Source organism: Rhizobium cauense, assembly GCF_019511525.1.
Taxonomy (GTDB): domain Bacteria; phylum Pseudomonadota; class Alphaproteobacteria; order Rhizobiales; family Rhizobiaceae; genus Rhizobium; species Rhizobium cauense.
Genome location: NZ_JAEUAT010000030.1, coordinates 28,578 through 51,971, shown reverse-complemented (window position 1 = coordinate 51,971; position 23,394 = coordinate 28,578). Strand labels below are relative to the sequence as shown.

Genomic DNA, 23,394 nt, shown 5'->3' with positions numbered 1-23,394 from the left:
CTTGACCGGCAGACGCCGGATCAGGCTTACTTCAACGCGCTGACGCCAATGATGGTGGCGGCATAATCGAGGCGGAAATCCACTTAGCGAAACGCCCCAATCTGTTCAGACAAACCGAACCAGCTCTCCCACTGTGCTCAAGTAGTAGTGAAGCCACCCGCGCAATTGTCCGCCATTCCAGATGCTTATCCTGTGGAGATCCTGTGAATTGAGAGTGGATGGTCGCAATATCGAGACAACGTTCAGCATTGGTTGCGCTTCTGCCACTCCTAAGCCTGTTCAAGCTGAATCACCGGGCCACCACCTAGCTTAGCTAGCACGCTCCGGCAAACGGCATCATCGACAACGTTGGCATTACCGATCGCAGTTCTTGGGAAAGAGCGCGAACGAGCCGGCTCCCGCTATCGGATGTGACTACGCAGCAACGGCACAGTGGACGAGGTGCCATTGATCGATTTGTTTGTCATATGATTCTGCACCAACTTGAGATAAGTCGGCATATGCGCCCGTGTGGCCAACTGTATCAGATCTGACGCGTAGCGTTCGGTGCGCTCTTTTTGCGCCAACTTCCGGCTTAACTGCAATTGGTCGGAGACAATAGTCACCAAAAGCGCGGCATAGGAGTCGGTGCCCCGAGCGGATCTCGAGCGCGCCTCGCTAAGCCAGTTGGCCGCGAGCTCAGGCTCATCTGTCGCCATGTATGTGAGAGCAATAGTGCGCGCAGAAATGCCCTCCCAGCACGGATCTTCAATTCGGCAACTCAGCGCAAAGGTATCTTCCAAACCAAGCCTCAACGCCTTGGGATCATGCCGCTGCCTAAGCCTGGTCTCTGCAAGGAGCGCTGCCGGCCACGGCCTAAATGCCACCCATCGTTGTTCGTCGATCATTGCGAGTGATTTGACGAGCCAGCTCTCAGCAACGTCGAGCCTGCCTGCTCCAAGCAAGCCCCATGCTCCTAGAGCGAGCGACCAAATTTCACGCCGGCTGCTTCCTGCGGCACGTGCTTGGGACAGTGAGGTCTCATAGTGCCCGAGACCCTCTTCGATACGACCCCAATCGACGAGGTTGAAACCGAGGACAGAATGAAGGCCTGACAGGCTCTCGGTATCGTCGGCAAGTTCAAGGCCACGCTGGAGGAAACGGGCGGCCGAGGGTCGGCGACCGGCCAGCGCATCGACATAACCTAGCTCTCTCAAAGCCTTCGCGGCGATGACTTGTGCGCCGCTTTCTTCCGACAGTTTCACTGCTTGCCTTAAGTATAGCGCGCCCTCGTCGTCGTAACTGCGAATAGAATGTACCAGCGCAGTTCCAAGCTCGAAGGTTGCTGCGGCCGTAAGGTAGCGATCGGATATCCTTTCTGCGGTGGCGACCGATTGCCTGAGGCTATCGATCCCGGCGTCAACCGCTCCTGCAGACAGGGCCGCCAGTCCCGAATCCATCAAAGACTTCACAACTGCTTGAGGCCGAACGGTGGCGGGAGGAGCTGTGACACTTCGCCGAGCAGCACTCCAAAGCGCAGAGGATGGCCTTTCGCCCAATTCCGCAACGAAGGTACGTTCAACCTTCTCAATGTGCTCGCACGCGGCAGCGTGACGACCCGCGTTGGTGAGGCTCCGCACAAGCAAAATATGCGCACTCTCATCATAGGGCCTGCGCCTTGCCCCGATCTCGGCCAATCGAACTGCAGATCGATTATCGCCCAGTGAAAGCGCCTCGAGTGTTCGCTCTCGGATCAATTCTTCAATAGCGCCCGCTACACGTTCGCGCTCGATCAACAGCCACGTGGAGAACTCCAGACTGCAGCGCGGATCTATCCCCTCGAGAAAGACGCCGACATCCTGCACGGCAAGATCGGCGTGGTGAAGCTGCAAGACATCGATCTCCGTGTCGTCCGGCAGACCGGGGATGACTGGATCTCCCGTTAGGCATTTGTCCCTGCCAATTGCCTTGCGAATGGAACCAAGACACCAGCGCAACGCACCTAAAGGATCAACCACATCCGGGAATAGCTCACGAGCGAGAACGCCCCGCTCCAACGGGCGCTTGCTGAGCAAAACCCGTGCGAGCAGTGCCCAGGCTTGGTGTCCACGCAGCGATTGCTCGCCTCCATCCGCCCGGGTGATCGCCGGCTTCCCGATAAGACGGATCTGCAATGGCATGTCGACCCCTTTCCAGAAAATACCCTGAAGATGCCGAGAATACGTTTGACCCAGCGTGAGAGGGATATTTCACCGACACCTAAACTGTCTCACGGTTCGTCACACGTCGAGGTCGTTTACTTGGGGAGCAAGTGAAGACCGCAGCGGACGAACATAATTCACACCGAAAGGAAAGCAAACGTGCGCCAATTCATCATCGAAAGAACGATCCCTGGAGCGAGCGAGCTCAGCAAAGAAGCCCTCCAACAGATCTCAGCGAAATCCAACGACGTCGTGTCTGGGCTGGGTGAGCCGTACAAGTGGGTGACCAGTTACGTCGCCGGAGACAAAATTTACTGCATCCACGAGGCGGAGAACGCAGAAGCGGTTTATCGCCACGCAAGGGAAGGCGGGTTTCCGGCCGACAGTGTAACTGAGGTCAAGTCGACTATTGGGCCGCAGACTGCTGTTAGCTGAAGGTCATCGGCGGTTTGGCGGGAACACCATTCCCGCGCCGCCTTTGAATGGAGAAGCCCCACTCCGGCCGGGGCTGCTCTGTTACGATCAGGCATTGAGGCCGATCTGCGTCCATCCAGCGCCGGGTTCGATCGGGCGGTCATGGAGGATGCGAAAGGCACCATCGCTGAATGAAGCGCAGTCGAGAGCGCCGTCAATGTCGTTCTCGTCATTGTCTCTACAAGCAGCACTAAGATCGCTTGTCATAGACCCCAACCTGCCGGGTCAGGGAGCATTGGCCCTTCCGACATCAAATCTCATGTAGGCAATCCATAAACGTCGGCGGGCTTCGAAACGCCCTTCAACGAGAAGCTGCCAAGTCTTTCGAAGTCACCCTGGACGTTTGACGCAAACGAACCGGATGCCAGGAGACTGCGTCCTATGGAATCGCAAAGCTTCTCGATGCGCGCTGCTTCGTTGACCGCCTTTCCGATCGCCGTAAAATCCAGACGGCGCGTGGAGCCAACGTTCCCGTAGAAGACCTCGCCGACATGGAGGACAATATCGACCATGATTGCCGGCTCGCCGGCTGTCACTCGTTTCCGGTTGAGCGCATTGTTCGCATTCATAGCCATTTTGGCCGACGCCAAGGCACGTTCACATGCGTCGGAAGGGTTATCGATCCCTGTCGGAAAAATGGCAAGCAGGCTGTCACCCATGAATTTCAAGATCTCTCCGCCGGCCTGCTCCACCGGTTGCCCTATCGCCTCAAAATGTTGGTTTAGCCAGACAACGATGCGATCCGGTGCATATTGTTCATTCAGCGATGTGAAATTCTTAAGGTCAGCAAGCAGAATAGCGGCGTTTATAGCCGTTCCGTCGCCACGCTGCGTTTGCCCATTTAGTATACGACCACTTGTATGGCTACCGGTGTAAACTGCAAGCATATCGACGGCGATGCCCAATGCGGCAATGCGATAGCAGGCAAGTGCAAGAGCGGGCAGAAACCGGTCGAGATCGGCAATCTGCTTCTCCGAAAAGCCGTTGTGCCCGATACCGGCCAAGGAAAACCCGACGCCGCCAAGAGCCGTTCCTTCCGGAAAGGCAACAAGCTTCATCACGTAATCGGTAGCGCCACCGCCCGCTAGCTCCTGCAGCAGCGGGAAAGATTCCGTCCCGTCTTCAGACGGCAACCTCCACCGACCGTACAAAAGACCGTTCGAAAGCAGGTGCGAAATCGGCGACCTCAGAAACATCTCCTGGCCCGCGCCGTCGTGCCCCTGGATCTCCACCGAAATGCCCGACGACGGTGCCCATGCGACTGAGAAACCTCGCTGTAGCGGGTCGATCGAAGGCATGGCGATCGAAGCTCGAACAAGTGGATAGCCCATCCCGAGCAATCGCTCCGCAACGCCGGCGAGGATCTCTTGGATGCTGTCCGACGAGAGGCCCATACCGATGATCCAATCGACTAGCTCTTGCATCTCCTGCATTCTGGACATTCCTATCGGGGTTCAAACTTGAGCGATCGGCCGCGACCATCCTTCGCCCGATCGCCGAACGCAGCGCTCGGACGCGATGAGCCGACTGAATGAAACCTCTTCGAATTTAGTACACCGATCAAGTCACTGAGGACTTGGGTGGGCCCTGATCGTCGGCCAGTTGTCACCATTTTTTGTGGAGTAGGGGCCTCTGTCGCTGGTCTTGTCTCCGACCCATTATGATTCAATTGTGCGAGGGACGCTACGCGCTTTGGCTAATTGGCAATGGCGGCGATCTTTCGATATACGCCACGAGGGATGGCAAATTCTCCTGAAGTCTTATGATAGTCAACGCCCGTAACGCCCGGTATGTGCACGTCTTTTTCACGTAGGCGGCGTACTTGGCGAAGTGCCCGATCGATCCGCCCCTCAGTTCTCGCACCAGGCATGATTGCGATTACGGTTAGGCCAACAGCAGGCGAGGTGGTCCCTGAACGGAAATCCGGCGTATCAAGAGACCACGGCCCACCCGAAAGGCCCGCCGAAAGCATCTCCACCAATAGCGCGACATTTGCGCCCTTGCGGCCGCCGAAGGGCAGCAGGGCCCCTTCCAACGCCTTTTCTGCATCCTGAGTCGCGTTACCGTCAGCGTCGACAGCCCAGCCCTCGGGGAGCGCGTTTCCCTCTTCGGCTGCCCTGACTATATTGACGAATGCCGTGGCGCTGGATGCTTGGTCGATAATGATCGGTGGCGTGTCCTCGCCAAGCGGAAACCCGAATGCCATCGGATTTGTGCTATAGACGACCGGGCCTCCAGCTTGCGCGACCATCATTGCATTTGCGTTGGTTGCCGCCAGGCCAATAACACCCTCATGACAAAGCCGGCGGACGTAGTATCCAAGTTCACCAGTCGTGTAGCTGTTGGTCTGTGTAAAGACGGCGACCCCAAAGTTGCGAACAGCGTCGAGGAGCTCTGGGAATGCGACATCGAAGCCCAACTGTGCAATCCCGCGATCCGCGTCCGAGACGAGAAAAGCTGGAAAGGCCCGAGCCAAATGCGGCCTTGGCTTGCAATTTATTCGGCCCTCGCGAAAGCCTTCGAGATAGTCCACGAGGTGGGGAAATCCGAGAGTAGGTGGCCCGTAATTCGCCGCCGAAAGCGTAGCGTCCACGAGAGACCGTGCGCTAGAGATTGCAGCACCACACGCCAGGCATGCTTTCATGGCGAGCGCCTCGGCCTCCTCCTTTTTGAGCACGATCTCATCCGGCATATCAGATCTCCAATCCCGCTTTTCTACCTTCGTAGAAGGCATACGGTGCTTGCCGTGGTGCTGCGCAATCGCCTATCTGTCGTGCAGGAATACCGAGTTCGAAGAGGCTCGGCATCAGCCAGTCCATCGGTCGATTGGTTGTTGCCATGACTAGGCTGTCGGCCTCCAGGAAGTTGCGTTCACCGGTGTTGTGGTCCAGAACCGTGGCGCCGTTGCCGTGCCATTCGACGATGCTGACCTCCGTCGTCCACTGTACGCCGAGCTTTTTCAATGCCTGCCGCAGAGGAACATCGGCGGCTGTTCTTTGAAGCTCTTTTCCCACGAGAGGATCGGGCGTGGCGATTGTAACCTGGTGGCCGTCCTCGGCGAGCTTCCATGCCGTCCCGCAGCCCCGCCAGCCGCCACCTTCGTCGAGGAGAAGGACTCGCTTGCCTGGTCTTGCCTGCCTTGCCATGATTTCCTCGACGGTGAATACACCGCCTTTTTCGAGCCCAGGCATCACGTCAATTGTCGGTAGAGCCTTCTGAAATCCGGTCTCGGGGGAATAGGAACCGGTGGCTACAATCACCACGTCCACCTCCGACGGGTCGATGTCGTTTGCCTCCACATAACTGTTCAATCTAATGTCGACGCCGAGCTTCTCGAGTTGTCGCTCATACCAGGCAAGCAGATCGAGGATCTGGGCGCGCCTCGGTTGAAGCCCCGCAAGCAGAAAATTGCCCCCAAGGCGCGTGCCAGCTTCCGAAAGGACAACCCCATGGCCGCGTTCGGCCGCCGTCCTTGCCGCCTCCAGCCCAGCAGGACCGCCGCCAATGACAAGCACGCGCTTTGGATCAGATGTCTTGATAAAACGGTCGCCATTCCATTCAAACTCACGTCCGGCCGAAGGATTGATCAGACAGCTTATCCAGTAATCCCGGGAACGACGCCCCCAGCACATCTGGTTGCAAGATATACAGCCGCGAATGTCTTCAGGACGACCTTCGCTGGCCTTGCGTGCCAGGTGCGGATCGGCAATCTGTCCGCGAACGATCGACACCAGTTCTGAGGCGCCTTCGCCGAGGACCGTCTCGGCATTCTCAGGCGTTCTGATATGGCTTTCCGCGATAACGACCGCAGTCCTCACGACCTTCTTGAGACATGCGGCAAGATCGACGCCGAGTTTTTCAGGATAGATGAATGTCGGCATGAGTTTGTAAAAGTCGAGATACCCGCCCGACCCGCACGTGACATAGTCGATCAGTCCAAGCGCGTCGTGGAGCTGTACGATCTCAGCAAGTTCGTCCCTCTGCAGCGCGGCTTTGACATCCGGCTCGTCGCTGACTGCGAGCCCGATGATGAAATCATCCCCACAGCTCTCTCGTATTCGCGAAAGAATCTCGCGAGACATGCGTGTGCGGTTTTCGAGCGAGCCTCCCCACTCGTCTTCGCGCCGATTGCTCCATGGCGTCCAGAATTGATCGATCATCCCCAGGTAGGCTGCCCATATTTCGACACCATCAAAGCCGGCCGCGCGACATCGGCGCGCTGCCGCAACAAAGCCGTCGATCGTCTCCCAGATCTCGGCTTCGCTCATCGGATGCGACCCGTCGCTGTCGTGGTAGCTCGGCAAACCGGACGGCGACCAGTGCGGATGGAACGAGTTGTCGGAATCACCGTTTGCGCCAACGTGATAGAGCTGCTGGATCGCGACAGCCCCATTCTGCTTGATGGCTCGAACAAGCTTTTCAAAGTGCGGTATGACGGCATCGTCGGAATGACGGAAATTTCTTTGCGTCAGAACAGCGGCAGCATGGACAGGCATCGGTTCAACAACAATCATCGCCGCGCCGCCCATGGCTCGCTCCGCATAGTAGGCAACATGCCGTTCTGCCGGCACACCTTCGACGGCCATGTTTGCTGTGTGAGCACCAAAGACGATGCGATTGCGGAGAGTGTGTCCACGAATTCGGAGTGGACTAAAGAGGCGGGGGAACTTTTGAGACATCGTCACTCCCGGATGCAAGTTGTCTCTGGGATTAAACTGGGATGGTCTTCTCGGTGCCAATAAATAGTGGGTACGCCATTGGGCGTTTGGCGCCGCGACGCTAAGAACGCCAGGGAGCATAGGACCGCGCGATGAGGTCCCATGCCCGCGTCGAGAACATCAGCGCCGCAAAGCCTTAATGGACGAGCGCAATGGTATCCTCTCGTGTTGCGGCGATATCCGAATTGACCATCGCGCTCGCGAGCTGTCGGAAGGTGACCACGCCGACCGGGCGGGATCCTTGGCCGATGACGGTAACATCGCCATCGGGAACCGACGCCAGCAGGCGAACGGCCTCTTCGACAGTCGTCGTAGCATCAACAGTGATGCCGCTGACGGCAGCTCCTGGCCGCATTGGCCTCATGATCGCGCTGACCTGGACCACACGGCCGCGGTTGACCTCCTTTACGAAATTGGCGACGTACTCATCTGCCGGCCGCAATACGATATCCTGGCTGCTACCCTGCTGGATCACCTCACCATCGCGCAGGATGGCAATCTGGTCGCCCAACCTGAGAGCCTCATCGAGGTCGTGGGTAATGAACACGATAGTCTTCTTGATCTCCCGCTGGATGTCGAGAAGTACCGTCTGCATGTCCGTGCGGATCAACGGGTCGAGCGCGGAATAGGCTTCATCCATTAAAAGAACGGGCGCGTCATTTGAAAGGGCTCGCGCCAGCCCGACGCGCTGCTGCATGCCGCCTGAAAGCTGGTTCGGATATCTCTCCTCAAAGCCCTTGAGCCCGACGCGCTCCAGCCACCGCATGGCAACGTCGACGGCCTTCGAACGCTCCACCCCCTGGACTTCAAGGCCGAAGAGCGTGTTGTCGAGTACGTTGCGATGTGGCAGGAGCGCGAACTTCTGAAACACCATTGCCGTCTGGTGCCGGCGGAATTTGCGCAGCTCTGCCTCATCCATCTTGACCACGTCCACGCCATCGACCAGCACTTCGCCGGCGGTCGGGTCGATCAGTCGGTTAATGTGACGAATGAGCGTCGACTTCCCGGATCCGGACAGACCCATAATGACCTGGATGGATCCTGATGGCATTTCGATATTGATATCACGCAACCCGAGGACGTGAGCGTGTTTGAGGTTTAGTTCGGACTTGCTCATTCCGTTCTGAACCGCCTCGACATACGATCTCGCTTGGGGACCGAAGATCTTGAAGAGGTGGCGGATCTTGATCCCGCCGAAATTATGGTCAGCCATGAACGATCTCCCGATGCTTCTGGAGCCGTTTGCCATATGCCTGGCTGACCCGATCGAAGATGATGGCGATGCCGACGATGGCAAGGCCGTTGAAAATGCCCAGAGTGAAGTACTGATTGGCGATAGCCTTCAGGACCGGTTGCCCAAGCCCCTGGACGCCTATCATCGATGCCACCACGACCATTGCCAGCGCCATCATGATTGTCTGGTTGATCCCAGCCATGATGGTCGGCAGCGCGAGCGGCATCTGTACCTTGAAAAGCTTTTGGGAATTTGAAACTCCAAAGGCATCGGCAGCCTCAAGGACATCCTTGTCGACAAGCCTGATGCCAAGGTCGGTCAATCGGATCATCGGCGGAATGGCATAAATCACGACAGCGATGAGACCGGGAACGCGGCCGATTCCGAGCAGCATGACGACGGGGATAAGATAGACGAAACTCGGCATGGTCTGCATGACATCGAGGATCGGATGAACAACGCGCTGAAACCGGTCAGATCGCGCCATCAGAATGCCGATCGGCAAACCGAGCGCGATGGATAGGACCGTGCAGACGAAGATCATCGAGACCGTCCGCATCGTGTCTTCCCACATGTCGAAATAGCCGATGAGCAGCAGTGTCACGAGACAGCCCAGAACGATCTTCAGGCTGCGGCTCCCGAGCCAGGCAACAATGAGAACCATGACGGTAATGATTGGCCACGGCGTCTGGGTCATGAACCGGTCGACGGCAATCAGGAAATGCTGCAATGGGGAAAAGAAGTTCTCGATTGAATCGCCGTATGCCCTCGTGAAGGAGCGAAATCCATCGTCAATCATCTTCTTGAGGTCGCGAAGACTGTCGTCATTCATGTGCGGAAATTTGTAAAACCATTCCATTCGGTTCCCCTTTCTCTGAAAGAGCCGTGACAAGTCTTCTGGTTATTTTCCGGCTTCTGAGTTGGCGGCGCGTGTCAAAACGCGCCGCCTGTTCAACAATCAAAGCGAGGCTTCGATTTTCTTTGCAGCGTCTTCCGACACCCACTTTGTCCAGATGTCTTTATTTTCCTTCAGGAAGTGCTTTGCACCATCCTCGCCGCTCGCCTGATTGTCCGTCATCCATGCCATGAGCTTGTTGACGGTATCATTGCTCCATGAGCGCTTCTCGAGGTAGGCCATCACATCTGGCCCGGCCTTTTCCGAGAAAGGCTTTGCTACCAGTGTTACGATCGTGTCGACGGGCCATGCGTTCGGTTTTGGATCGGGGCAATCAGCAACCGTGTTGCAGCGTTTCCATTCAGCCGCATCTGCCGGAACGCCCGCTTCAAGCTTCACCATTTCATACTTGCCAAGCAGTGCGGTCGGGGCCCAGTAGTAGCCCACCCAAGGTTGCTTGCGCTCGTATGCTTTTGCGATTGACCCATCGAGGCCGGCGCCAGAGCCGGTGTCCACCAGCTTGAAGCCTGCTTTTTCACCGTCGAACGCCTTGAAGAGCTGTGACGTAACGACCGTACCACCCCAACCCTGCGGTCCGTTGTAGACTGCGCCCTTTGAGGAATCTTCCGTGTCCGGGAACAGTTCCGGGTGCTTGAGGACGTCAGGAATTGTCTTTAGATCAGGGTGGGCGTCCGCCAGATATTTGGGAATCCACCAACCTTGAATGCCACCATCGGGAAGCGGCGAACCAACCTTGATGATGCGCCCCTCATCCGTGCCCTTCTTCACGACCTCAGGAAGAAGGTCGACCCAGGCCTCCGGAGCGATGTCGGGCTCACCTTTCTCGGCCATTGATGTGATCGTCGGAACGGTATCGCCGACAGTGATTTCCGCCTGGCAGCCATAGCCTTCGTTGAGGATGATCTTATCGAGGTTCGACAGAACTTCGGCACTTTGCCAGTTCATGCTTGCGATCGTGACGTTGCCACATTCTGCAGCATTTGCGTATGAGGCTGCTCCCAGCAGCCCAAATGCCATGCACGTAGAAGCCAATAACTTGCTCATTATCGTTCCCTTTTTTTAGCGGCATGTATTTCTGAGCGAACCGCCGCGAAGCCCGCTTCAACGGTCGTTAGGAAGCATCTCCCATACTCACCGATTTCTTGAAAGCTGCGTCCAATCCATTGGAAACAGCCTCGTCGAATCCCGACGCGCGCATCGCCTCGATGCCGGCCGCGGTCACGCCGCGATATTCGAGAAAGCGGTCTACGACCTCGGTCGGACTATCCGGGTGCCGTTCCAACAGGCGCCCGGTTCCAATCAGCATCGTTTGGACAGCTCTCTGAGCAACCTCGGCAGACAAGCCTTGACCGATCGCGTGCTTCATCAATGCTGCGGCAAGGAGTGCGGGAAAAGCGGGTCCGGTGCCCGACATGCCCGTGAGGTAATCGATGTCCGATTCATTAGCCACCTCGTCTTCGATACCACAGGTGCAGAAGATCTTTCGGACCAGAGTGCGGTCATCAGCGGTGACGGCGGCCGTCGCCATCCAAGGTGTGTAGGAACACGAGACTTCGGCGGCAGCATTGGGGAGGGCCCTTACAACTCTTTCGGTCGCATGCCTTTCGATAAGCGCCGAGGCACGAATACCCGCCATGACCGAAATCAGCAGCTTTTGCTCCAGGTTTACACGAACCGAGCCCCAGTCTTCGGGTCGGACAGACAGGATTACGACATCTGAACGGTCAACAAGGAGTTGATTGTCCGTCGTCCAGTGCGAGGTGGCGAGGCGATCTGGCCAAGTGCGGCGATAGGAGAGCGTGAGGTCATCCGGATCGGCAAGGCCCGCGCGAAGGATAGACTCTGCGATGGAACCGCCAAGCCAACCTGCGCCGCCAATGATCCCGATCCGTACCTTTCCGTTCATCTCGTTCCTAGCCTGGTTTGTAGCCATGTCTTGCAAAGAACCGGTCAAGTTCTCGCTGCTGCGGCGTTTCCCCTGTGTAAATCGCGATATATTCGGGGATGCGTTTCATGCGCACACTCGTACTCTCGTTCGATTGCATCGAGATATAGCCGATCTGAACGAGGTAGGTCGTCCGGGCGCGGACGTCTGCGGTGATCTCGGTGTGCCCGAAACGTTTGAACATAGTGGCAAGCGCGTCCATCCGCTTTCGGTCCGCCTCATGAACCTCGCGAAGAATATCTTCAGACTGCAGGGCCCAGCTACGCACGGCAAACTCGAATTTGCTGTCAAAGAGCCGACTGTCCAGCCAGCAGTCGAAGACATTCAGCATCGCTTCCGCCAAAGTCTCGGCGTAGGCTTCCGACTGCCGTACGATTGAACCTGTATTCTTGTCCCGCCAGCGCGAGACCAGTCCGTCCAAGAGCTCTTCGCGATCCTTGAAGAACCAGTAGAAGCTTGTGCGCGACAAGTTGAGCTTCTTTGCAAGGGGCAGGATTTTTACGGAATCTATTCCGGACTCCAGCAGGGAGTCATAGGCTGCCTCGAGCCATCCCTCCTGCGATCCACGCCAGCCACTATCGCTCAAATTTTGATCCATACTCAATTCCTAGCAAATGGTTAAGGCCGGCACAATCGAAAATGTACATAGATGTCATCAAAAATGACTTCTCTGTTTTCGTTGTTGACACATGTGTACATTCCGCCTAGCGTTTCGGCCAATTCCCAATTCGGAGCACGACCGATGACGAACGATCCCCTGCTGCAGCCGTATCAGCTCAAGCATCTGACGTTACGCAACCGCATCATCGTGACATCCCATGAGCCGGCCTATCCCGAGGATGGCATGCCGAAGGGGCGTTACCGGGCTTATACGGTCGAGCGAGCCAAAGGCGGCGTCGCCATGACAATGACGGCGGGGTCCGCAGCCGTATCCAAAGACAGCCCGCCCGTATTCAACAACCTCCTGGCATACAAGGACGAGATCGTGCCCTGGGTAAGGGAGATGACGGACGCAGTCCACGAGCAGGGCGCTGCGATCATGATTCAGCTCACCCATCTTGGCAGACGAACGCGCTGGGACAAGGGGGACTGGCTCCCCGTGCTTGCGCCATCTCACCATCGCGAAGCAGCGCATCGCGCATTCCCGAAGAAGCTGGAAGATTGGGATATCGAGCGCATCATCAATGATTTTGCCGACGCCGCCGAGCGCATGAAGGCCGGAGGGATGGACGGCGTTGAGCTCGAGGCATATGGCCATCTCATCGACCAGTTCGCATCGCCGCTTACAAACGAACTCGATGCCCCTTATGGCGGATCACTCGAAAACCGAATGCGCTTCTGTATCGATGTCTTCAAGGCGATGCGCAAGAGAGTGGGCGACGACTTCATCCTCGGCGTCCGCTACACGGCAGACGAGTGTCTTCCTGGAGGTACCGGTCAGGCAGAGGGAATTGAAATCTCCCGCAGGCTACGCGACAGCGGCCTCATCGACTACCTGAACGTCATCCGTGGACATATCGACACTGATCCGGGTCTGACGGATGTCATTCCAATTCAGGGCATGGCCAACTCGCCCCACCTCGACTTTGCTGGCGAAATCAGGGCAGCAACCAACTTCCCGACATTCCATGCGGCAAAGATCCCAGACGTCGCCACGGCTCGACACGCAATTGCGGCGGGCAAGGTCGACATGGTCGGCATGACGCGTGCACATATGACCGATCCTCACATCATCCGAAAGATTGTAGAGAAGCGGGAAGAAGACATCCGGCCTTGCGTTGGTGCAAACTACTGCCTCGACCGCATCTATCAGGGCGGCATGGCGTTCTGCATTCACAACGCAGCAACGGGGCGCGAGCAGACGATGCCGCACATCGTTCCAAAGGCGGAGGTACGCAAGAAGGTGGTTATCGTGGGCGCGGGACCGGCAGGTCTTGAGGCTGCCCGCGTCGCAGGCGAGCGTGGTCATGAGGTGGTTGTATTTGAAGCCGCCAACAATGCCGGCGGCCAGATCAGACTGACCGCGCAGAGCGAACGCCGTCGCGAAATGATCAGCATCATCGACTGGCGCATGAGCCAATGTGAGAAATACCATGTGAAGTTTCACTTCAATACGTGGGCCGAAGCTGAGACAATCACAGCGGAAAACCCGGACGTCGTGATCATCGCGACGGGCGGATTGCCGCACACCGACGTGCTCAAGAAGGGAAACGAACTTGTCGTTTCCTCCTGGGACATCATCTCGGGAGACGTGAAACCCGGTTCCAACGTTCTTGTGTTCGACGACGCAGGCGACCATGCCGGTCTTCAGGCTGCCGAGTTCCTGGCGAAGGCCGGGGCCAAGGTCGAGATCATGACGCCGGACCGGTCGTTTGCTCCGGAAGTCATGGCAATGAACCTGGTTCCGTACATGCGCTCACTGCAGAAACGCGACGTGACGTTCACCGTTACGTTCCGCCTTGAATCGGCCGAGCGCAACGGCAACCAGATCGTCGCAAGGGTGGGGAGCGACTACGGCGGAGTGGAAAAGGAGAGGGTCGTCGACCAGATCGTCGTCAATCACGGCACCATCCCACTCGATGAGCTGTACTTCGAACTTAAGCCGCTTTCCCGAAATCTGGGTGAGACCTCCTACGACCAGCTACTCGCAGGCCAGCCTCAATCAGTTATCCGCAACCCAGAGGGCCAATTCCAGCTCTTCCGCATCGGGGACGCTGTCGCCGCAAGAAACACACATGCGGCTATCTACGACGGTCTGCGCATCGCGAAGGACATCTAAGCCGTTGAGGACGTGTAGACGCTCATGACGAATCGCGACCAAGATCTTCAGTATTTTATTGATGCATGCTTCGCCGCTTTCGACCAGACCGTAAGCGACCCCGAAGGACGACGTTCGATAGCCGAGATTTTCAGGCTGCTGGCACTCCTAGGCGAGCAGCGTGAAGGAGGTGGAACCAGGATGCCTGCCTGCGTCCACCTCCACAACGCCTTGCACGTCTCGCCAGCAACAGAAAGCCTTCGCCGGACACTCGATGCATTCCGGGCAATTGAACCGAAGATTACCTGGCGTCGACGTGAAGACACGACGGGTACGGCAAGCGAAAATTTCAACGACGGGCATGCCAACGGAATGATCATCGGACCAGGCGGGATCGAACTTCGATCTGACGTTTGGCTGGGGGTCACGCTGATGGCGCCCAAAACGAGATATCCTGACCACACGCATGCTCCCGAAGAGACGTATCTCGTCATGTCCGAGGGGGAGTTCCAACACGGAGAGTCATCGTGGTTTTCGCCAGGCGTCGGAGGGACCTTCTACAATCCGCCCGGTATCTGGCATGCGATGCGCTCCGTAGAAAAGCCGCTTCTTGCGTTCTGGGCGCTGCGCCCGTGCACAGGTAGGGCAAATTCGACCGATTAACCAACAGGTGCAGCAACCATGAAAATTCTCGTCCCCGTAAAGCGAGTGGTTGATTACAACGTGAAGATCCGCGTGAAGCCAGATGGCACGGGCGTCGAGCTTGCGAATGTGAAGATGTCGATGAACCCGTTCGATGAGATCTCGGTCGAGGAAGCGCTGCGGCTGAAGGAAGCCGGCAAGGCCGAAGAGGTGATCGTCGTTTCGATCGGTCCGGCCAAGGCCGAAGAAACGCTGCGCACCGCGCTCGCCATGGGTGCGGACCGCGCCATCCTCGTCGAGACCGACGATGCCGTCGAACCGCTGGCCGTTGCCAAGATCCTCAAGGGCATTGTCGACGCCGAACAGCCCGGCCTCGTCATAACAGGCAAGCAGGCGATCGATGACGACAGCAACCAGACCGGCCAGATGCTGGCGGCCCTTCTCGGCACGGCGCAGGCGACCTTCGCCTCGAAGATCGAGATCGAAGTTGCTGGCCCTGGGGGCAAGGCCCAGGTGACGCGTGAAGTCGACGGAGGCCTGCAGACGATCGAGGTCAAGCTGCCGGCGGTCGTCACATCAGACCTTCGCCTCAACGAGCCGCGCTACGCCTCGCTGCCAAACATCATGAAGGCGAAGAAGAAACCGCTCGACAAGAAGAGCCCCGCTGATTTCGGTGTCTCCACCACGCCGCGCCTGAAGGTCCTGAAGACCGAGGAGCCGTCCGGCCGCAAGGCAGGCGTCAAGGTCAAGTCGGTTGCCGAGCTCGTCGAGAAGCTTAAAGTCGAAGCCGGCGTGCTCTAAGGGTTCGAGAAAGGGAGATAGTACCATGGCCATTCTTCTTCTGGCTGACCACGACAACAACCACCTTTCCGACCAGACCGCCAAGACGCTGACGGCGGCATCGCAGATCGCCAAGGAACAGGCAAGCGACGTGCATGTGCTGGTCGCCGGTGCCGGCGCCAAGGCGGCGGCCGAACAGGCCGCCAAGCTCTCCGGCGTTTCCAAGGTACTGCTCGCCGAGGACGCAAGCCTCGCCAACAATCTGGCCGAGCCGCTGGCCGCCCTGATCGTCCAGCTTTCAGGCAGCTACGACACCATCATCGCGGCAGCAACATCGACCGGCAAGAACGTCATGCCGCGCGTCGCCGCCCTGCTCGATGTCGCGCAGGTCTCGGAAATCATTGAAGTCGTCTCGTCAGACACCTTCAAGCGCCCCATCTATGCCGGAAATGCCATCCAGACTGTACAGGCGACCGACGCCAAGAAGGTCATCACCGTGCGTACGGCATCGTTCTCCCAGGCCCCCTTCGGGGGGCAACCTGCTGCCGTTGAGGAGATCTCGACGGCAGCCCCTTCTTCATCGCAACTGTCGACCTTCATCAAGGACGCGCTGTCGGCCTCCGACCGTCCGGAACTGACCTCCGCCAAGGTCATCATATCAGGCGGCCGCGCGCTCGGCTCGGCGGAGAAGTTCAGGCAAGTCATCCTGCCGGTCGCCGACAAGATCGGTGCCGCCGTCGGCGCAAGCCGTGCTGCCGTCGATGCCGGCTATGCCCCGAACGACTGGCAGGTCGGCCAGACCGGCAAGGTCGTCGCCCCTGATCTCTACATCGCCTGCGGCATTTCGGGCGCAATCCAGCACCTCGCCGGCATGAAGGATTCGAAGGTGATCGTCGCCATCAACAAGGACGAAGAGGCGCCGATCTTCCAGGTCGCCGACTACGGCCTCGTGGCAGACCTCTTCGAAGCATTGCCGGAATTGGAGCGGTCAACCTAGCCGCATGTATGTGGCCTTGGCACTGTCTTGCCGGAAAGATAGAGGGGATGGGACGGCTGCCCACCCGCCGTAACCTCCAATGCGTAAAGCTTTGATGGTTCAAGCATGCGCGAAACGTCACGGGCTCGATCAAGGTAGGCGCCATGCCTTCCCCAAGCGCACACGACGAGGTCGCAGCATTCTAAAATCTCGCCCAAGTACCGATCGTTTTCTGGGCCCAACGGGGTCAGCGTGGCCGTAAATCAGTTTTGGTTTGGGCGATCGGAGCGCAAAGAGATTACCTATGATCACACCACCAAAGCCCCATGATTTCGCAAAGGAGATACATCGCCGAAGTGTGGGATCGATGATGGACGCGTCCGCGATGGAAGGGTTCAGCATCAGAAAGCCAACCGCTCCCTTCAAAGGATCCCACTGTCGTTCTAGCCGGTAGCGGTAGAACCCACATTCAGAAAACAGGGCAGAGGAGATTGTGAAGTCGCTCATTCACTTTCGTCCGTCACCTACTGATTAGGCCGACCACGTCTGCGAGTATCCAGTTCCCTCAGAATTCCTCCCACGGGAAAGTGTCTAGTCGTTCTGCTCCTTGAGAGGTAACAAGCACTTGTGTTTCAAGCTTGATGCTCTCCGAGCCTGCCTCCGCAATCAGGCTTTCGACATTCAAAACCATATTCTCTTCAATGACGCCATTGAAGTTCTGATCGAAATCAGGGTGAAGCAAGATGCCGGGCCATTCGTCTGCCATTCCTGTCCCGTGCACTGCCAAGGTATAGCGATAGGGCAGGTATTTTTCAGGAATGCGCCAGCTCTTTTCATTGAATTCAACGAAGGACGTACCAGGGCGAAGGATCGACAGATTGTGTTCGATCTGGTCCAGCGCCGCTGAGTAGAGTTCCTTTTGTTTGTCATTCATTGCGACATGTCCGCATGTCCATGAGCGCGAGAGGTCGGCGCAATACCCGTATGGCCCGATCATGTCTGTATCGAAAGAGATCATTTCCCCTGGCTTTGTGACGTAGTCAGAGCACTCGCGGTACCAGGGATTGGTTCGTGCGCCGGCGGTCAATAACTTCGTCTCAAGCCACTCGCCCCCACTTCGAGCGTTCTCAAAATGTAGCTCAGCCCAGATTTCCCGTTCGGTTCGCCCAGGCTCAGACACCTCGTACATTCGTGCCATGCCCGCTTCGCAGACACGAATGGTCCACCGCATCAATTCGACTTCTTCAGGACTTTTGATCGAACGCGCTCGTTCCGCCAGTTCCTGACCGTCCAGCAGTTCCAAACCACGTTTCCGAAGCTCCGATGCCGGCGCTGGCTCCAACCGGTCGACCGCTAGTCTTTTATTGCGCCCGTTGGACGTCAGGATGTCATTGATCTCGTCAGCCCACTCCTGCATCCGCGGCTCGACAAGATTGCCTGACGTGAAGAACAGGAAGGACTTTGACGTTCGGATTTCGTCGATGCCGGGGAGGCCGTCGTTCACATGCTCGGCGCCCTCGAATTCAAACATGATAGCAGGACCATCGGCCAGAATGAGCGCATATCGCGAGGGGTTGTGCATCGTCCAGATGCTCATGTTCGACGAGTCGAACGCGTAACGTATGTTAACGGGGTCGTATAAAAGCAGTGCCGAACAGTCCCATTCCTCCATTTTCGATCGGAGACGGTTCAACCGATATCGGCGGGCGCAATCAAGTGTCCGAGGCGAGACCGGACTGATGAGCGGGCGGTCGGCTCCTGCTGGATTAAGGTATCCCTGCTTGCGCTCGTCCTTGAACACCGAAGCGCGCCCGCCGGAAATGCTGTCTCTAAGCAGCATGGTCGATCCCTGGTTTACTGTCGATTGATAGGTGAGCGGCCGGTGACGACACTATCGGTCAATCACCAGGTCACCGAGCGGTTTGGAACAGCAAGGCAGGAAAAATCCGGCATCGATCTCTCTTTGCCTTATGCCGCCGTTGTGATTCATATCAACTGCACCAGAAACGAGCTTCGACTTGCAGGTGCCGCAGACACCGTTGGCGCATGATGACGGCAGCCGCACCCCGGACTTCTTGGCGCAGCCAAGTATCGTCTGGTCGGCGGCGACCTCTATTTTTCGAGATTGCTTGGCGAATTCGACCTGAAAAACCTTGTTTGGTTTCGGCACTTCAGTGCCGCCCGCCGCTTCCTCGATGATTGCGGCATCGAAGTTCTCCTCGATGTAGCGGTCTGCAGGCACACCGAGTCTAGCGGTGATCGAACGTGCTGCGGCCATGAACGGCGCCGGGCCACAGCACATTACCAATCTCTCCGTAATATCGGGCGCGGCGAGCTTGAGAAACTCAGGCGAGATACGACCAGTCAGCCCCGGCCAGGATGGTTCTCCATCGACGCTCTCGGGCAAGAATTGCAAGCGAAGCCCCTTCATACGTGCGGCGAGAAGACTCAGCTCGTTGCGGAAGATGAGGTCCGCCGGGGAGCGAGCGGCATGTAGAAAGATGACGTCGGCAGGCTCGCAGCGATCTGCCAGATCGCGCACAATAGACATTACCGGCGTAATGCCGGACCCGCCTGAAAGAAGCAGAAGCTTTGGCGCAGGAAGGCGAGGACAGACAAACTGTCCGAGGGGCCCCTGAGCCTTCACGATCATGCCGCTTTGCATGTTGTCGTGAAGCCAGTTCGAAATTCTTCCGTTCACGACCCGCTTGACCGTCACCGTGAAAGCATTGGAGCGGTGCGGTGACGAGGAGATGCTGTAGCAGCGTGCCTCTGCGTCGTCGCCGATCGGAAAATCGAAGAGAAAGTATTGCCCTGCATCAAAACTGAAGCGCTTGCCTTGCGCTGACGCAAAGGTGAAGCTCTTGACGTCATGGGTCTCCTGATGGACGTCTAGGCACACCAGAGTGTCGTCATGCTCGGGGTCCCATGTATCGCGCACGGCCGAACCGTCCCGCTTATGTACGAAATCAGTATCCATGTGCGCGCATCCGATCGATGTACCACGTTGCGAACTTGTCGAGGTTCGTCTCCGAAAATCGTGAGTAGGGGCCAGGACGGTAAGCAGGGTCAAGCGCGCCAGCATGAGAGCGTGCCACAAGGTCAGCGTCCTGATCGGTTGTTGCTATCCAGACGTCGGTGAGCTTGTCCTGATCGTAGTCGACGCCTTCGACCGCGTCCTTGTGGACCAGCCATTTCGTCCGGACGAGCGTCTTGCCCGCTGACAATGGAATGACGATGGCGACAACAGCATGATCACCCATGAAGTGGTTCCATGAGTTATGGCCCCAAAGGTGGGTGTCCCCCAGGTCCTTGCGTGTCATGTGACCGAGCAGTTTCGATGACGCTGCTGTAGCGTCATGGGTCTGGGATTCACCCGCTCCGGCGATAATCAGTCGTTGGGTCCGGAAGTTCGTGGCACAGTTTGAAAGTTGCTCGACGGCAGCAGATGGAAACCCGTTCGCCTCCCATGCCTTGGTCCGTTCCTCATACAGTCGAAAATGCTCTTCAGCCTGGGCGCGGTCCTCCGGGCTCAATGTTTCGGGGTCAAAGCCGAAGTCGAGGTCAACGAAGGATACGCAGAGCTCGGGGTGGTTTGCCGAACAGTGGTAGCACTCACGATTGTTCTCCATCGTCAGCTTCCAGTTGCCGTGCTCGACTACGTCAGTCTGATGAGCAACCCTCGCATTTCTGATGTCGTAGGGTGCAAGACGCTCGACCATCGTCCGTTCGAGGACGTCGATGTCGTCTGGCGGATTGTCCGAAAGGCAAACATAGATGAGCCCGCCGATCGACTTGAAGGTCACTGGTTTCAGCCCGTGACAATCCTTGTCGAAATCCTTGCCCATGTGGGGAGCGTAGCTGAGCTCCCCGGTGAGTTCATAGGTCCAGGTATGATAAGGACAGACGAGCTTTGAAACGATTGTGTTGCCGGCGTCCAACAAGCGGGAACCACGGTGCCTGCAGACGTTGTGCAGCACCCGGATCTCACCCTCGTCATCTCGCAGCAGGATAAGGCTCGTTTTGCCGATGTCGATGACAGCGGCGTCGCCTGCTTCCGGTACATCGCAGTCGAGACCAACGCAGATCCAGTGTTTGTGAAAAAAGACATCGATATCAGCTTCGAAGACGTCTTCACGCGTGTAGAGGCCAGCAGGCAACGAGTGCCCGTTCGTGCGAGCGTCGAGAAGCGCGGAGATTGACGAGGGAAGTTTGTTTAGCATCAGAGCCTCTTATACTTGCCTTGGTGCAGACTGCGCTTGCTCCTCAGCCTCTTCAACGGCATTAATTCTCAAGTTCGCATAATGAATTGTAATGTGGTGGAGCAGGAAATGCAGTTTCGCAGGCGCTTGCCGTCGATGACGGCGCTGATCATGCTGGAGGCGGTCCTTCGCCGGAAAAGCTTCACGCTTGCGGCTGGCGAACTCGGAGTGACGCAGGCGGCCGTCAGCAGACAGATTGCTCTCTTGGAAGACGAGCTTGGGCAGCCGATGTTCGTACGCAAGCATCGCGCGATCGAGCCGACCGCTGCATGCCTCGTACTCGGCGCCTCCCTGGCGCAGAGCTTCTCAAACATTTCCGATGCTATAGATGCGATCAAGGGGGCGGCGCAGGATGTAGTCACCATCGGTGCGACTGTGGCGTTTTCGTCCTTCTGGCTGCTTCCCCGGCTCGCCGATTTTCGCGCCCAGAACCCCGGCATTCAGATCCGTGTCATCTCCCAGGATGCAAAAATCGATCTCGACAGCGGTGCGGTCGATCTTGCTATTCGCTACGGGGTGCCGCCTTTTGCCGATGGGACTGTTATCGCCTCCCGAGGGGACGTGATAATGCTCGTTTGCTCGCCAGAATATCTCGCCCGTCGAGGCAACGGCCGACCATTGACCGTGACGGACGAGTTCATAGAGACGGATGCCGAAGACCGGTCCTGGCTCTCTTGGGGCCAGTGGCTCGCTGAACTTGGTGTGCACTTCGAGGTGAAGCCGTCTTTGCGTTTCAGCCACTACACGGAAACCATATTCGCGGCGCGCGCGGGCCAGGGGGTTGCCTTGGGTTGGGGCACCCTCGTTCAGACCTTCCTCGATGACGGCACGTTGGTCACGCTCGACGAAACGAGGCTGTCGCCTGAAGGCCGTTATAATGTTTTGCTGCCGTTGAAATCCAGAAGGACCGTGGCAATCGACCGAGCTTCTTCTTGGCTCACCGCTGCGCTTCACAAATGATCGTGTTGATCAGATCGCAACAAATGCGCGCCTGAAATCGTGCTGACGAACAGGCTACGAAGGTATCAGGCGCTCACGTCGCTGTTAGCCGCAAATTGCCTCCGCCTCGATCTCGACTTCATAGTCACCAACCAGGTTGCCGGCTTCGATCAGCGTATTGGCCGGCAAAACAGTTGAGAATACCCGGCCATGGGCGCGCGAAACCGGCTCCCATTGGCCCGCGTCGCGCAGATAGACACGCGTGCGCACCACGTCCTCCATACTGCCGCCAAGGGCGGAAATCGACGCCGCAATCTTGTCGAGAATGTAGGTGGCCTGCGCGCCTGGATCACCAGGTGCCACACAACGGTCGCCGCCGTGGGTTGCAGTCGTCCCCGAGACGAGAATCCGGTCGCCGATCCTGACAGCCCGGCTATAGCCGGCGATCGGTTCCCAGACGCTGCCTGAAGACACCCGCAACCGCTCGGGTCTGCCGGGCACCGGCTCTGCGGTATAGATCGATGGTATCGCGTCGAGATGGTGGCTCAGGTCGCCAGAGGCGGTGAGGAAAGGCGGCTTGCGATATTCGTCGCCGCAATCGCCGGGGATCGGGAGTGTGGTTTCGAAGGCGGCGTCGAGCAGGGCTTTGTCCTCGTCATCGAGGGCGAAGGAAAAGACGTTCAGATTGTCATCGCGATGTTCGCTTTCTCCAAGCCGCGCACCGATGATGATGGCAGCGACCGCCTCTTGCTCGAGCACCCAGCGGCTCGCCACGTTAGAGATGGAGACCTGATGTTTCCTGGCGATTTGGCTGGCCGCACCCAGGATGGCCTGGAATGGCTCCCAGCCGCCGGCGGCATCGATGAAACGCTTGTATTTCGAGCGGCTCCAGTCGGCAATCTCGATGGGTTCGGACTTGCCCAACCATTTCTCTGAAAGAAAACCGCCGCAAAGCGTGCCATAGGCAAGCAGTTTGACGCCAGTTTTACCGCAAAGGTCGGACAAGGCCCCGGCGGCCCGGCGGTCGACAAGCGAGAATGACACTTGGTTGCTAGCGATCTGGATGCCGTCAGCAAGTGCGACAGCGAGATGAGCGGCATCGAAATTGGTCAGGCCGAGCGCCGAGATCAGCCCTTCTTCCTTCATCCGTTGCATCTCATGCAGGGCATCCAACCAGGCAGGATGTTCAAATGTCCACCAGTGGAACTGCAGGAGATCGATCCGGTCCGTATCAAGTCGGCGCAAGCGTTCCTCGACGCCCTTGCGGACGACCTCGCGCGTCATCGGCCCCGGTTCTGGGCACCATTTGGTAAAGGCGACGGGCCGGTGCTGTTCATCTGGATAACGGGAAAGCAGCGTTCCGGTAATCAACTCGGCCGAACCATAGTGGTCGGCCATATCGAACGTGTCGAAGCCTTTTTCCGCATAGGCCTGCAGGGCATCGGCGCCGATCCGCGGATCAATTGTGGACCCGTCCTTCTCCATATCGGCAACTTGCCACAGGCCGCAGACGAGGCGGCTGATCGACAGCCCGCCAGAAAGAAGAACACGTGCGGGAGACTGGATCATG

At 57.7% G+C, this 23,394-nt stretch carries 20 protein-coding genes and 1 pseudogene; 6 read left to right on the top strand and 15 right to left on the bottom strand.

Going from position 1 to position 23,394, the window contains the following annotated elements:
- Positions 1-401: 401 nt before the first annotated feature.
- A complete protein-coding gene (locus JNB88_RS31650; protein ID WP_220358925.1) occupies positions 402-2,159 on the bottom strand; it encodes an ATP-binding protein in 1,758 nt (585 codons plus the stop codon).
- A gap of 180 nt (positions 2,160-2,339) precedes the next feature.
- Here JNB88_RS31650 and JNB88_RS31645 point away from each other — a divergent pair, with 180 nt between their 5' ends.
- A complete protein-coding gene (locus tag JNB88_RS31645) occupies positions 2,340-2,615 on the top strand; it encodes a DUF4242 domain-containing protein (RefSeq protein ID WP_220358924.1) in 276 nt (91 codons plus the stop codon).
- A gap of 87 nt (positions 2,616-2,702) precedes the next feature.
- Here the strand turns inward: JNB88_RS31645 and JNB88_RS31640 are convergent, their stop codons facing one another.
- The 9 genes from JNB88_RS31640 to JNB88_RS31600 form a co-directional block, all read right to left on the bottom strand.
- Positions 2,703-2,861: a hypothetical protein gene (locus tag JNB88_RS31640; protein ID WP_220358923.1), complete on the bottom strand. Its 159-nt coding sequence runs from the start codon at positions 2,859-2,861 to the stop codon at positions 2,703-2,705.
- Positions 2,862-2,911: 50 nt separating this feature from the next.
- Positions 2,912-4,087, bottom strand: coding sequence for an adenylate/guanylate cyclase domain-containing protein (locus JNB88_RS31635; RefSeq protein ID WP_220358922.1), 1,176 nt, complete (start codon positions 4,085-4,087; stop codon positions 2,912-2,914).
- Positions 4,088-4,350: 263 nt separating this feature from the next.
- Complete coding sequence (locus JNB88_RS31630) at positions 4,351-5,346, bottom strand: Ldh family oxidoreductase (RefSeq protein WP_220358921.1); 996 nt, start codon at positions 5,344-5,346, stop codon at positions 4,351-4,353.
- Position 5,347: 1 nt separating this feature from the next.
- Positions 5,348-7,333: an oxidoreductase gene (locus tag JNB88_RS31625; RefSeq protein WP_220358920.1), complete on the bottom strand. Its 1,986-nt coding sequence runs from the start codon at positions 7,331-7,333 to the stop codon at positions 5,348-5,350.
- 175 nt (positions 7,334-7,508) lie between these two features.
- A complete protein-coding gene (locus tag JNB88_RS31620; RefSeq protein WP_037137474.1) occupies positions 7,509-8,585 on the bottom strand; it encodes a quaternary amine ABC transporter ATP-binding protein in 1,077 nt (358 codons plus the stop codon).
- Positions 8,578-9,465, bottom strand: a complete 888-nt coding sequence (locus JNB88_RS31615; RefSeq protein ID WP_037137476.1) for an ABC transporter permease — start codon at positions 9,463-9,465, stop codon at positions 8,578-8,580. The genes JNB88_RS31620 and JNB88_RS31615 overlap by 8 nt, the downstream gene beginning before the upstream one ends.
- A gap of 99 nt (positions 9,466-9,564) precedes the next feature.
- On the bottom strand, positions 9,565-10,566 hold the full coding sequence (locus JNB88_RS31610) for an ABC transporter substrate-binding protein (protein ID WP_220358919.1): 1,002 nt from the start codon (positions 10,564-10,566) through the stop codon (positions 9,565-9,567).
- A gap of 67 nt (positions 10,567-10,633) precedes the next feature.
- Positions 10,634-11,428: a pyrroline-5-carboxylate reductase family protein gene (locus tag JNB88_RS31605; protein WP_220358918.1), complete on the bottom strand. Its 795-nt coding sequence runs from the start codon at positions 11,426-11,428 to the stop codon at positions 10,634-10,636.
- A gap of 7 nt (positions 11,429-11,435) precedes the next feature.
- Positions 11,436-12,065, bottom strand: coding sequence for a TetR/AcrR family transcriptional regulator (locus JNB88_RS31600; protein WP_220358917.1), 630 nt, complete (start codon positions 12,063-12,065; stop codon positions 11,436-11,438).
- 144 nt (positions 12,066-12,209) lie between these two features.
- Between JNB88_RS31600 and JNB88_RS31595 the strand changes: the two genes are divergently transcribed.
- Genes JNB88_RS31595 through JNB88_RS31580 form a run of 4 tightly spaced genes read left to right on the top strand, consistent with a single transcriptional unit; the run spans position 12,210 to position 16,644 of the window.
- Positions 12,210-14,246 (top strand): NADH:flavin oxidoreductase, encoded by a 2,037-nt coding sequence (locus JNB88_RS31595; protein ID WP_220358916.1) that lies wholly within the window; start codon positions 12,210-12,212, stop codon positions 14,244-14,246.
- Between the two features lie 24 nt (positions 14,247-14,270).
- On the top strand, positions 14,271-14,888 hold the full coding sequence (locus tag JNB88_RS31590) for a dimethylsulfoniopropionate lyase (RefSeq protein ID WP_220358915.1): 618 nt from the start codon (positions 14,271-14,273) through the stop codon (positions 14,886-14,888).
- Between the two features lie 18 nt (positions 14,889-14,906).
- Complete coding sequence (locus tag JNB88_RS31585; RefSeq protein WP_220358914.1) at positions 14,907-15,668, top strand: electron transfer flavoprotein subunit beta/FixA family protein; 762 nt, start codon at positions 14,907-14,909, stop codon at positions 15,666-15,668.
- A 25-nt stretch (positions 15,669-15,693) separates the two neighbouring features.
- Positions 15,694-16,644 (top strand): electron transfer flavoprotein subunit alpha/FixB family protein, encoded by a 951-nt coding sequence (locus JNB88_RS31580; RefSeq protein WP_220358913.1) that lies wholly within the window; start codon positions 15,694-15,696, stop codon positions 16,642-16,644.
- Here the strand turns inward: JNB88_RS31580 and JNB88_RS31575 are convergent.
- The 4 genes and pseudogenes from JNB88_RS31575 to JNB88_RS31560 form a co-directional block, all read right to left on the bottom strand.
- A pseudogene (locus JNB88_RS31575) lies at positions 16,641-17,130 on the bottom strand (DUF1643 domain-containing protein). The gene JNB88_RS31580 and the pseudogene JNB88_RS31575 sit on opposite strands and share 4 nt — an antisense overlap.
- 58 nt (positions 17,131-17,188) lie before the next feature.
- Positions 17,189-18,463 (bottom strand): M24 family metallopeptidase, encoded by a 1,275-nt coding sequence (locus tag JNB88_RS31570; protein WP_220358912.1) that lies wholly within the window; start codon positions 18,461-18,463, stop codon positions 17,189-17,191.
- 51 nt (positions 18,464-18,514) lie between these two features.
- Positions 18,515-19,603 carry an FAD-binding oxidoreductase gene (locus tag JNB88_RS31565; protein WP_220358911.1) on the bottom strand — a complete coding sequence of 363 codons (1,089 nt, stop codon included), beginning with the start codon at positions 19,601-19,603 and terminating at the stop codon, positions 18,515-18,517.
- Positions 19,593-20,846 (bottom strand): aromatic ring-hydroxylating oxygenase subunit alpha, encoded by a 1,254-nt coding sequence (locus JNB88_RS31560; protein ID WP_220358910.1) that lies wholly within the window; start codon positions 20,844-20,846, stop codon positions 19,593-19,595. Before JNB88_RS31560 ends, JNB88_RS31565 begins: the two co-directional genes overlap by 11 nt.
- 108 nt (positions 20,847-20,954) lie before the next feature.
- On the opposite strand from JNB88_RS31560, the gene JNB88_RS31555 reads away from it, so the two are divergent.
- A complete protein-coding gene (locus tag JNB88_RS31555) occupies positions 20,955-21,845 on the top strand; it encodes a LysR substrate-binding domain-containing protein (RefSeq protein WP_220358909.1) in 891 nt (296 codons plus the stop codon).
- Between the two features lie 84 nt (positions 21,846-21,929).
- On the opposite strand, the gene JNB88_RS31550 is transcribed toward JNB88_RS31555, so the two are convergent.
- The gene (locus JNB88_RS31550; protein ID WP_220358908.1) at positions 21,930-23,393 is read right to left on the bottom strand and encodes an aldo/keto reductase; all 1,464 of its coding nucleotides are present in this window, start codon (positions 23,391-23,393) and stop codon (positions 21,930-21,932) included.
- Position 23,394: the final 1 nt, after the last annotated feature.

Bases quoted from the DNA above. Each gene is read 5' to 3' on its own strand.
- JNB88_RS31585 (WP_220358914.1), top strand. From the start codon at position 14,907: ATGAAAATTCTCGTCCCCGTAAAGCGAGTGGTTGATTACAACGTGAAG.
- JNB88_RS31635 (WP_220358922.1), bottom strand. From the start codon at position 4,087: ATGCAGGAGATGCAAGAGCTAGTCGATTGGATCATCGGTATGGGCCTC.
- JNB88_RS31650 (WP_220358925.1), bottom strand. From the start codon at position 2,159: ATGCCATTGCAGATCCGTCTTATCGGGAAGCCGGCGATCACCCGGGCG.
- JNB88_RS31555 (WP_220358909.1), top strand. From the start codon at position 20,955: ATGCAGTTTCGCAGGCGCTTGCCGTCGATGACGGCGCTGATCATGCTG.
- JNB88_RS31625 (WP_220358920.1), bottom strand. From the start codon at position 7,333: ATGTCTCAAAAGTTCCCCCGCCTCTTTAGTCCACTCCGAATTCGTGGA.
- JNB88_RS31580 (WP_220358913.1), top strand. From the start codon at position 15,694: ATGGCCATTCTTCTTCTGGCTGACCACGACAACAACCACCTTTCCGAC.
- JNB88_RS31595 (WP_220358916.1), top strand. From the start codon at position 12,210: ATGACGAACGATCCCCTGCTGCAGCCGTATCAGCTCAAGCATCTGACG.
- JNB88_RS31570 (WP_220358912.1), bottom strand. From the start codon at position 18,463: ATGCTGCTTAGAGACAGCATTTCCGGCGGGCGCGCTTCGGTGTTCAAG.
- JNB88_RS31600 (WP_220358917.1), bottom strand. From the start codon at position 12,065: ATGGATCAAAATTTGAGCGATAGTGGCTGGCGTGGATCGCAGGAGGGA.
- JNB88_RS31565 (WP_220358911.1), bottom strand. From the start codon at position 19,603: ATGGATACTGATTTCGTACATAAGCGGGACGGTTCGGCCGTGCGCGAT.
- JNB88_RS31550 (WP_220358908.1), bottom strand. From the start codon at position 23,393: ATGATCCAGTCTCCCGCACGTGTTCTTCTTTCTGGCGGGCTGTCGATC.
- JNB88_RS31590 (WP_220358915.1), top strand. From the start codon at position 14,271: ATGACGAATCGCGACCAAGATCTTCAGTATTTTATTGATGCATGCTTC.
- JNB88_RS31560 (WP_220358910.1), bottom strand. From the start codon at position 20,846: ATGCTAAACAAACTTCCCTCGTCAATCTCCGCGCTTCTCGACGCTCGC.
- JNB88_RS31630 (WP_220358921.1), bottom strand. From the start codon at position 5,346: ATGCCGGATGAGATCGTGCTCAAAAAGGAGGAGGCCGAGGCGCTCGCC.
- JNB88_RS31605 (WP_220358918.1), bottom strand. From the start codon at position 11,428: ATGAACGGAAAGGTACGGATCGGGATCATTGGCGGCGCAGGTTGGCTT.
- JNB88_RS31620 (WP_037137474.1), bottom strand. From the start codon at position 8,585: ATGGCTGACCATAATTTCGGCGGGATCAAGATCCGCCACCTCTTCAAG.
- JNB88_RS31610 (WP_220358919.1), bottom strand. From the start codon at position 10,566: ATGAGCAAGTTATTGGCTTCTACGTGCATGGCATTTGGGCTGCTGGGA.
- JNB88_RS31615 (WP_037137476.1), bottom strand. From the start codon at position 9,465: ATGGAATGGTTTTACAAATTTCCGCACATGAATGACGACAGTCTTCGC.
- JNB88_RS31640 (WP_220358923.1), bottom strand. From the start codon at position 2,861: ATGACAAGCGATCTTAGTGCTGCTTGTAGAGACAATGACGAGAACGAC.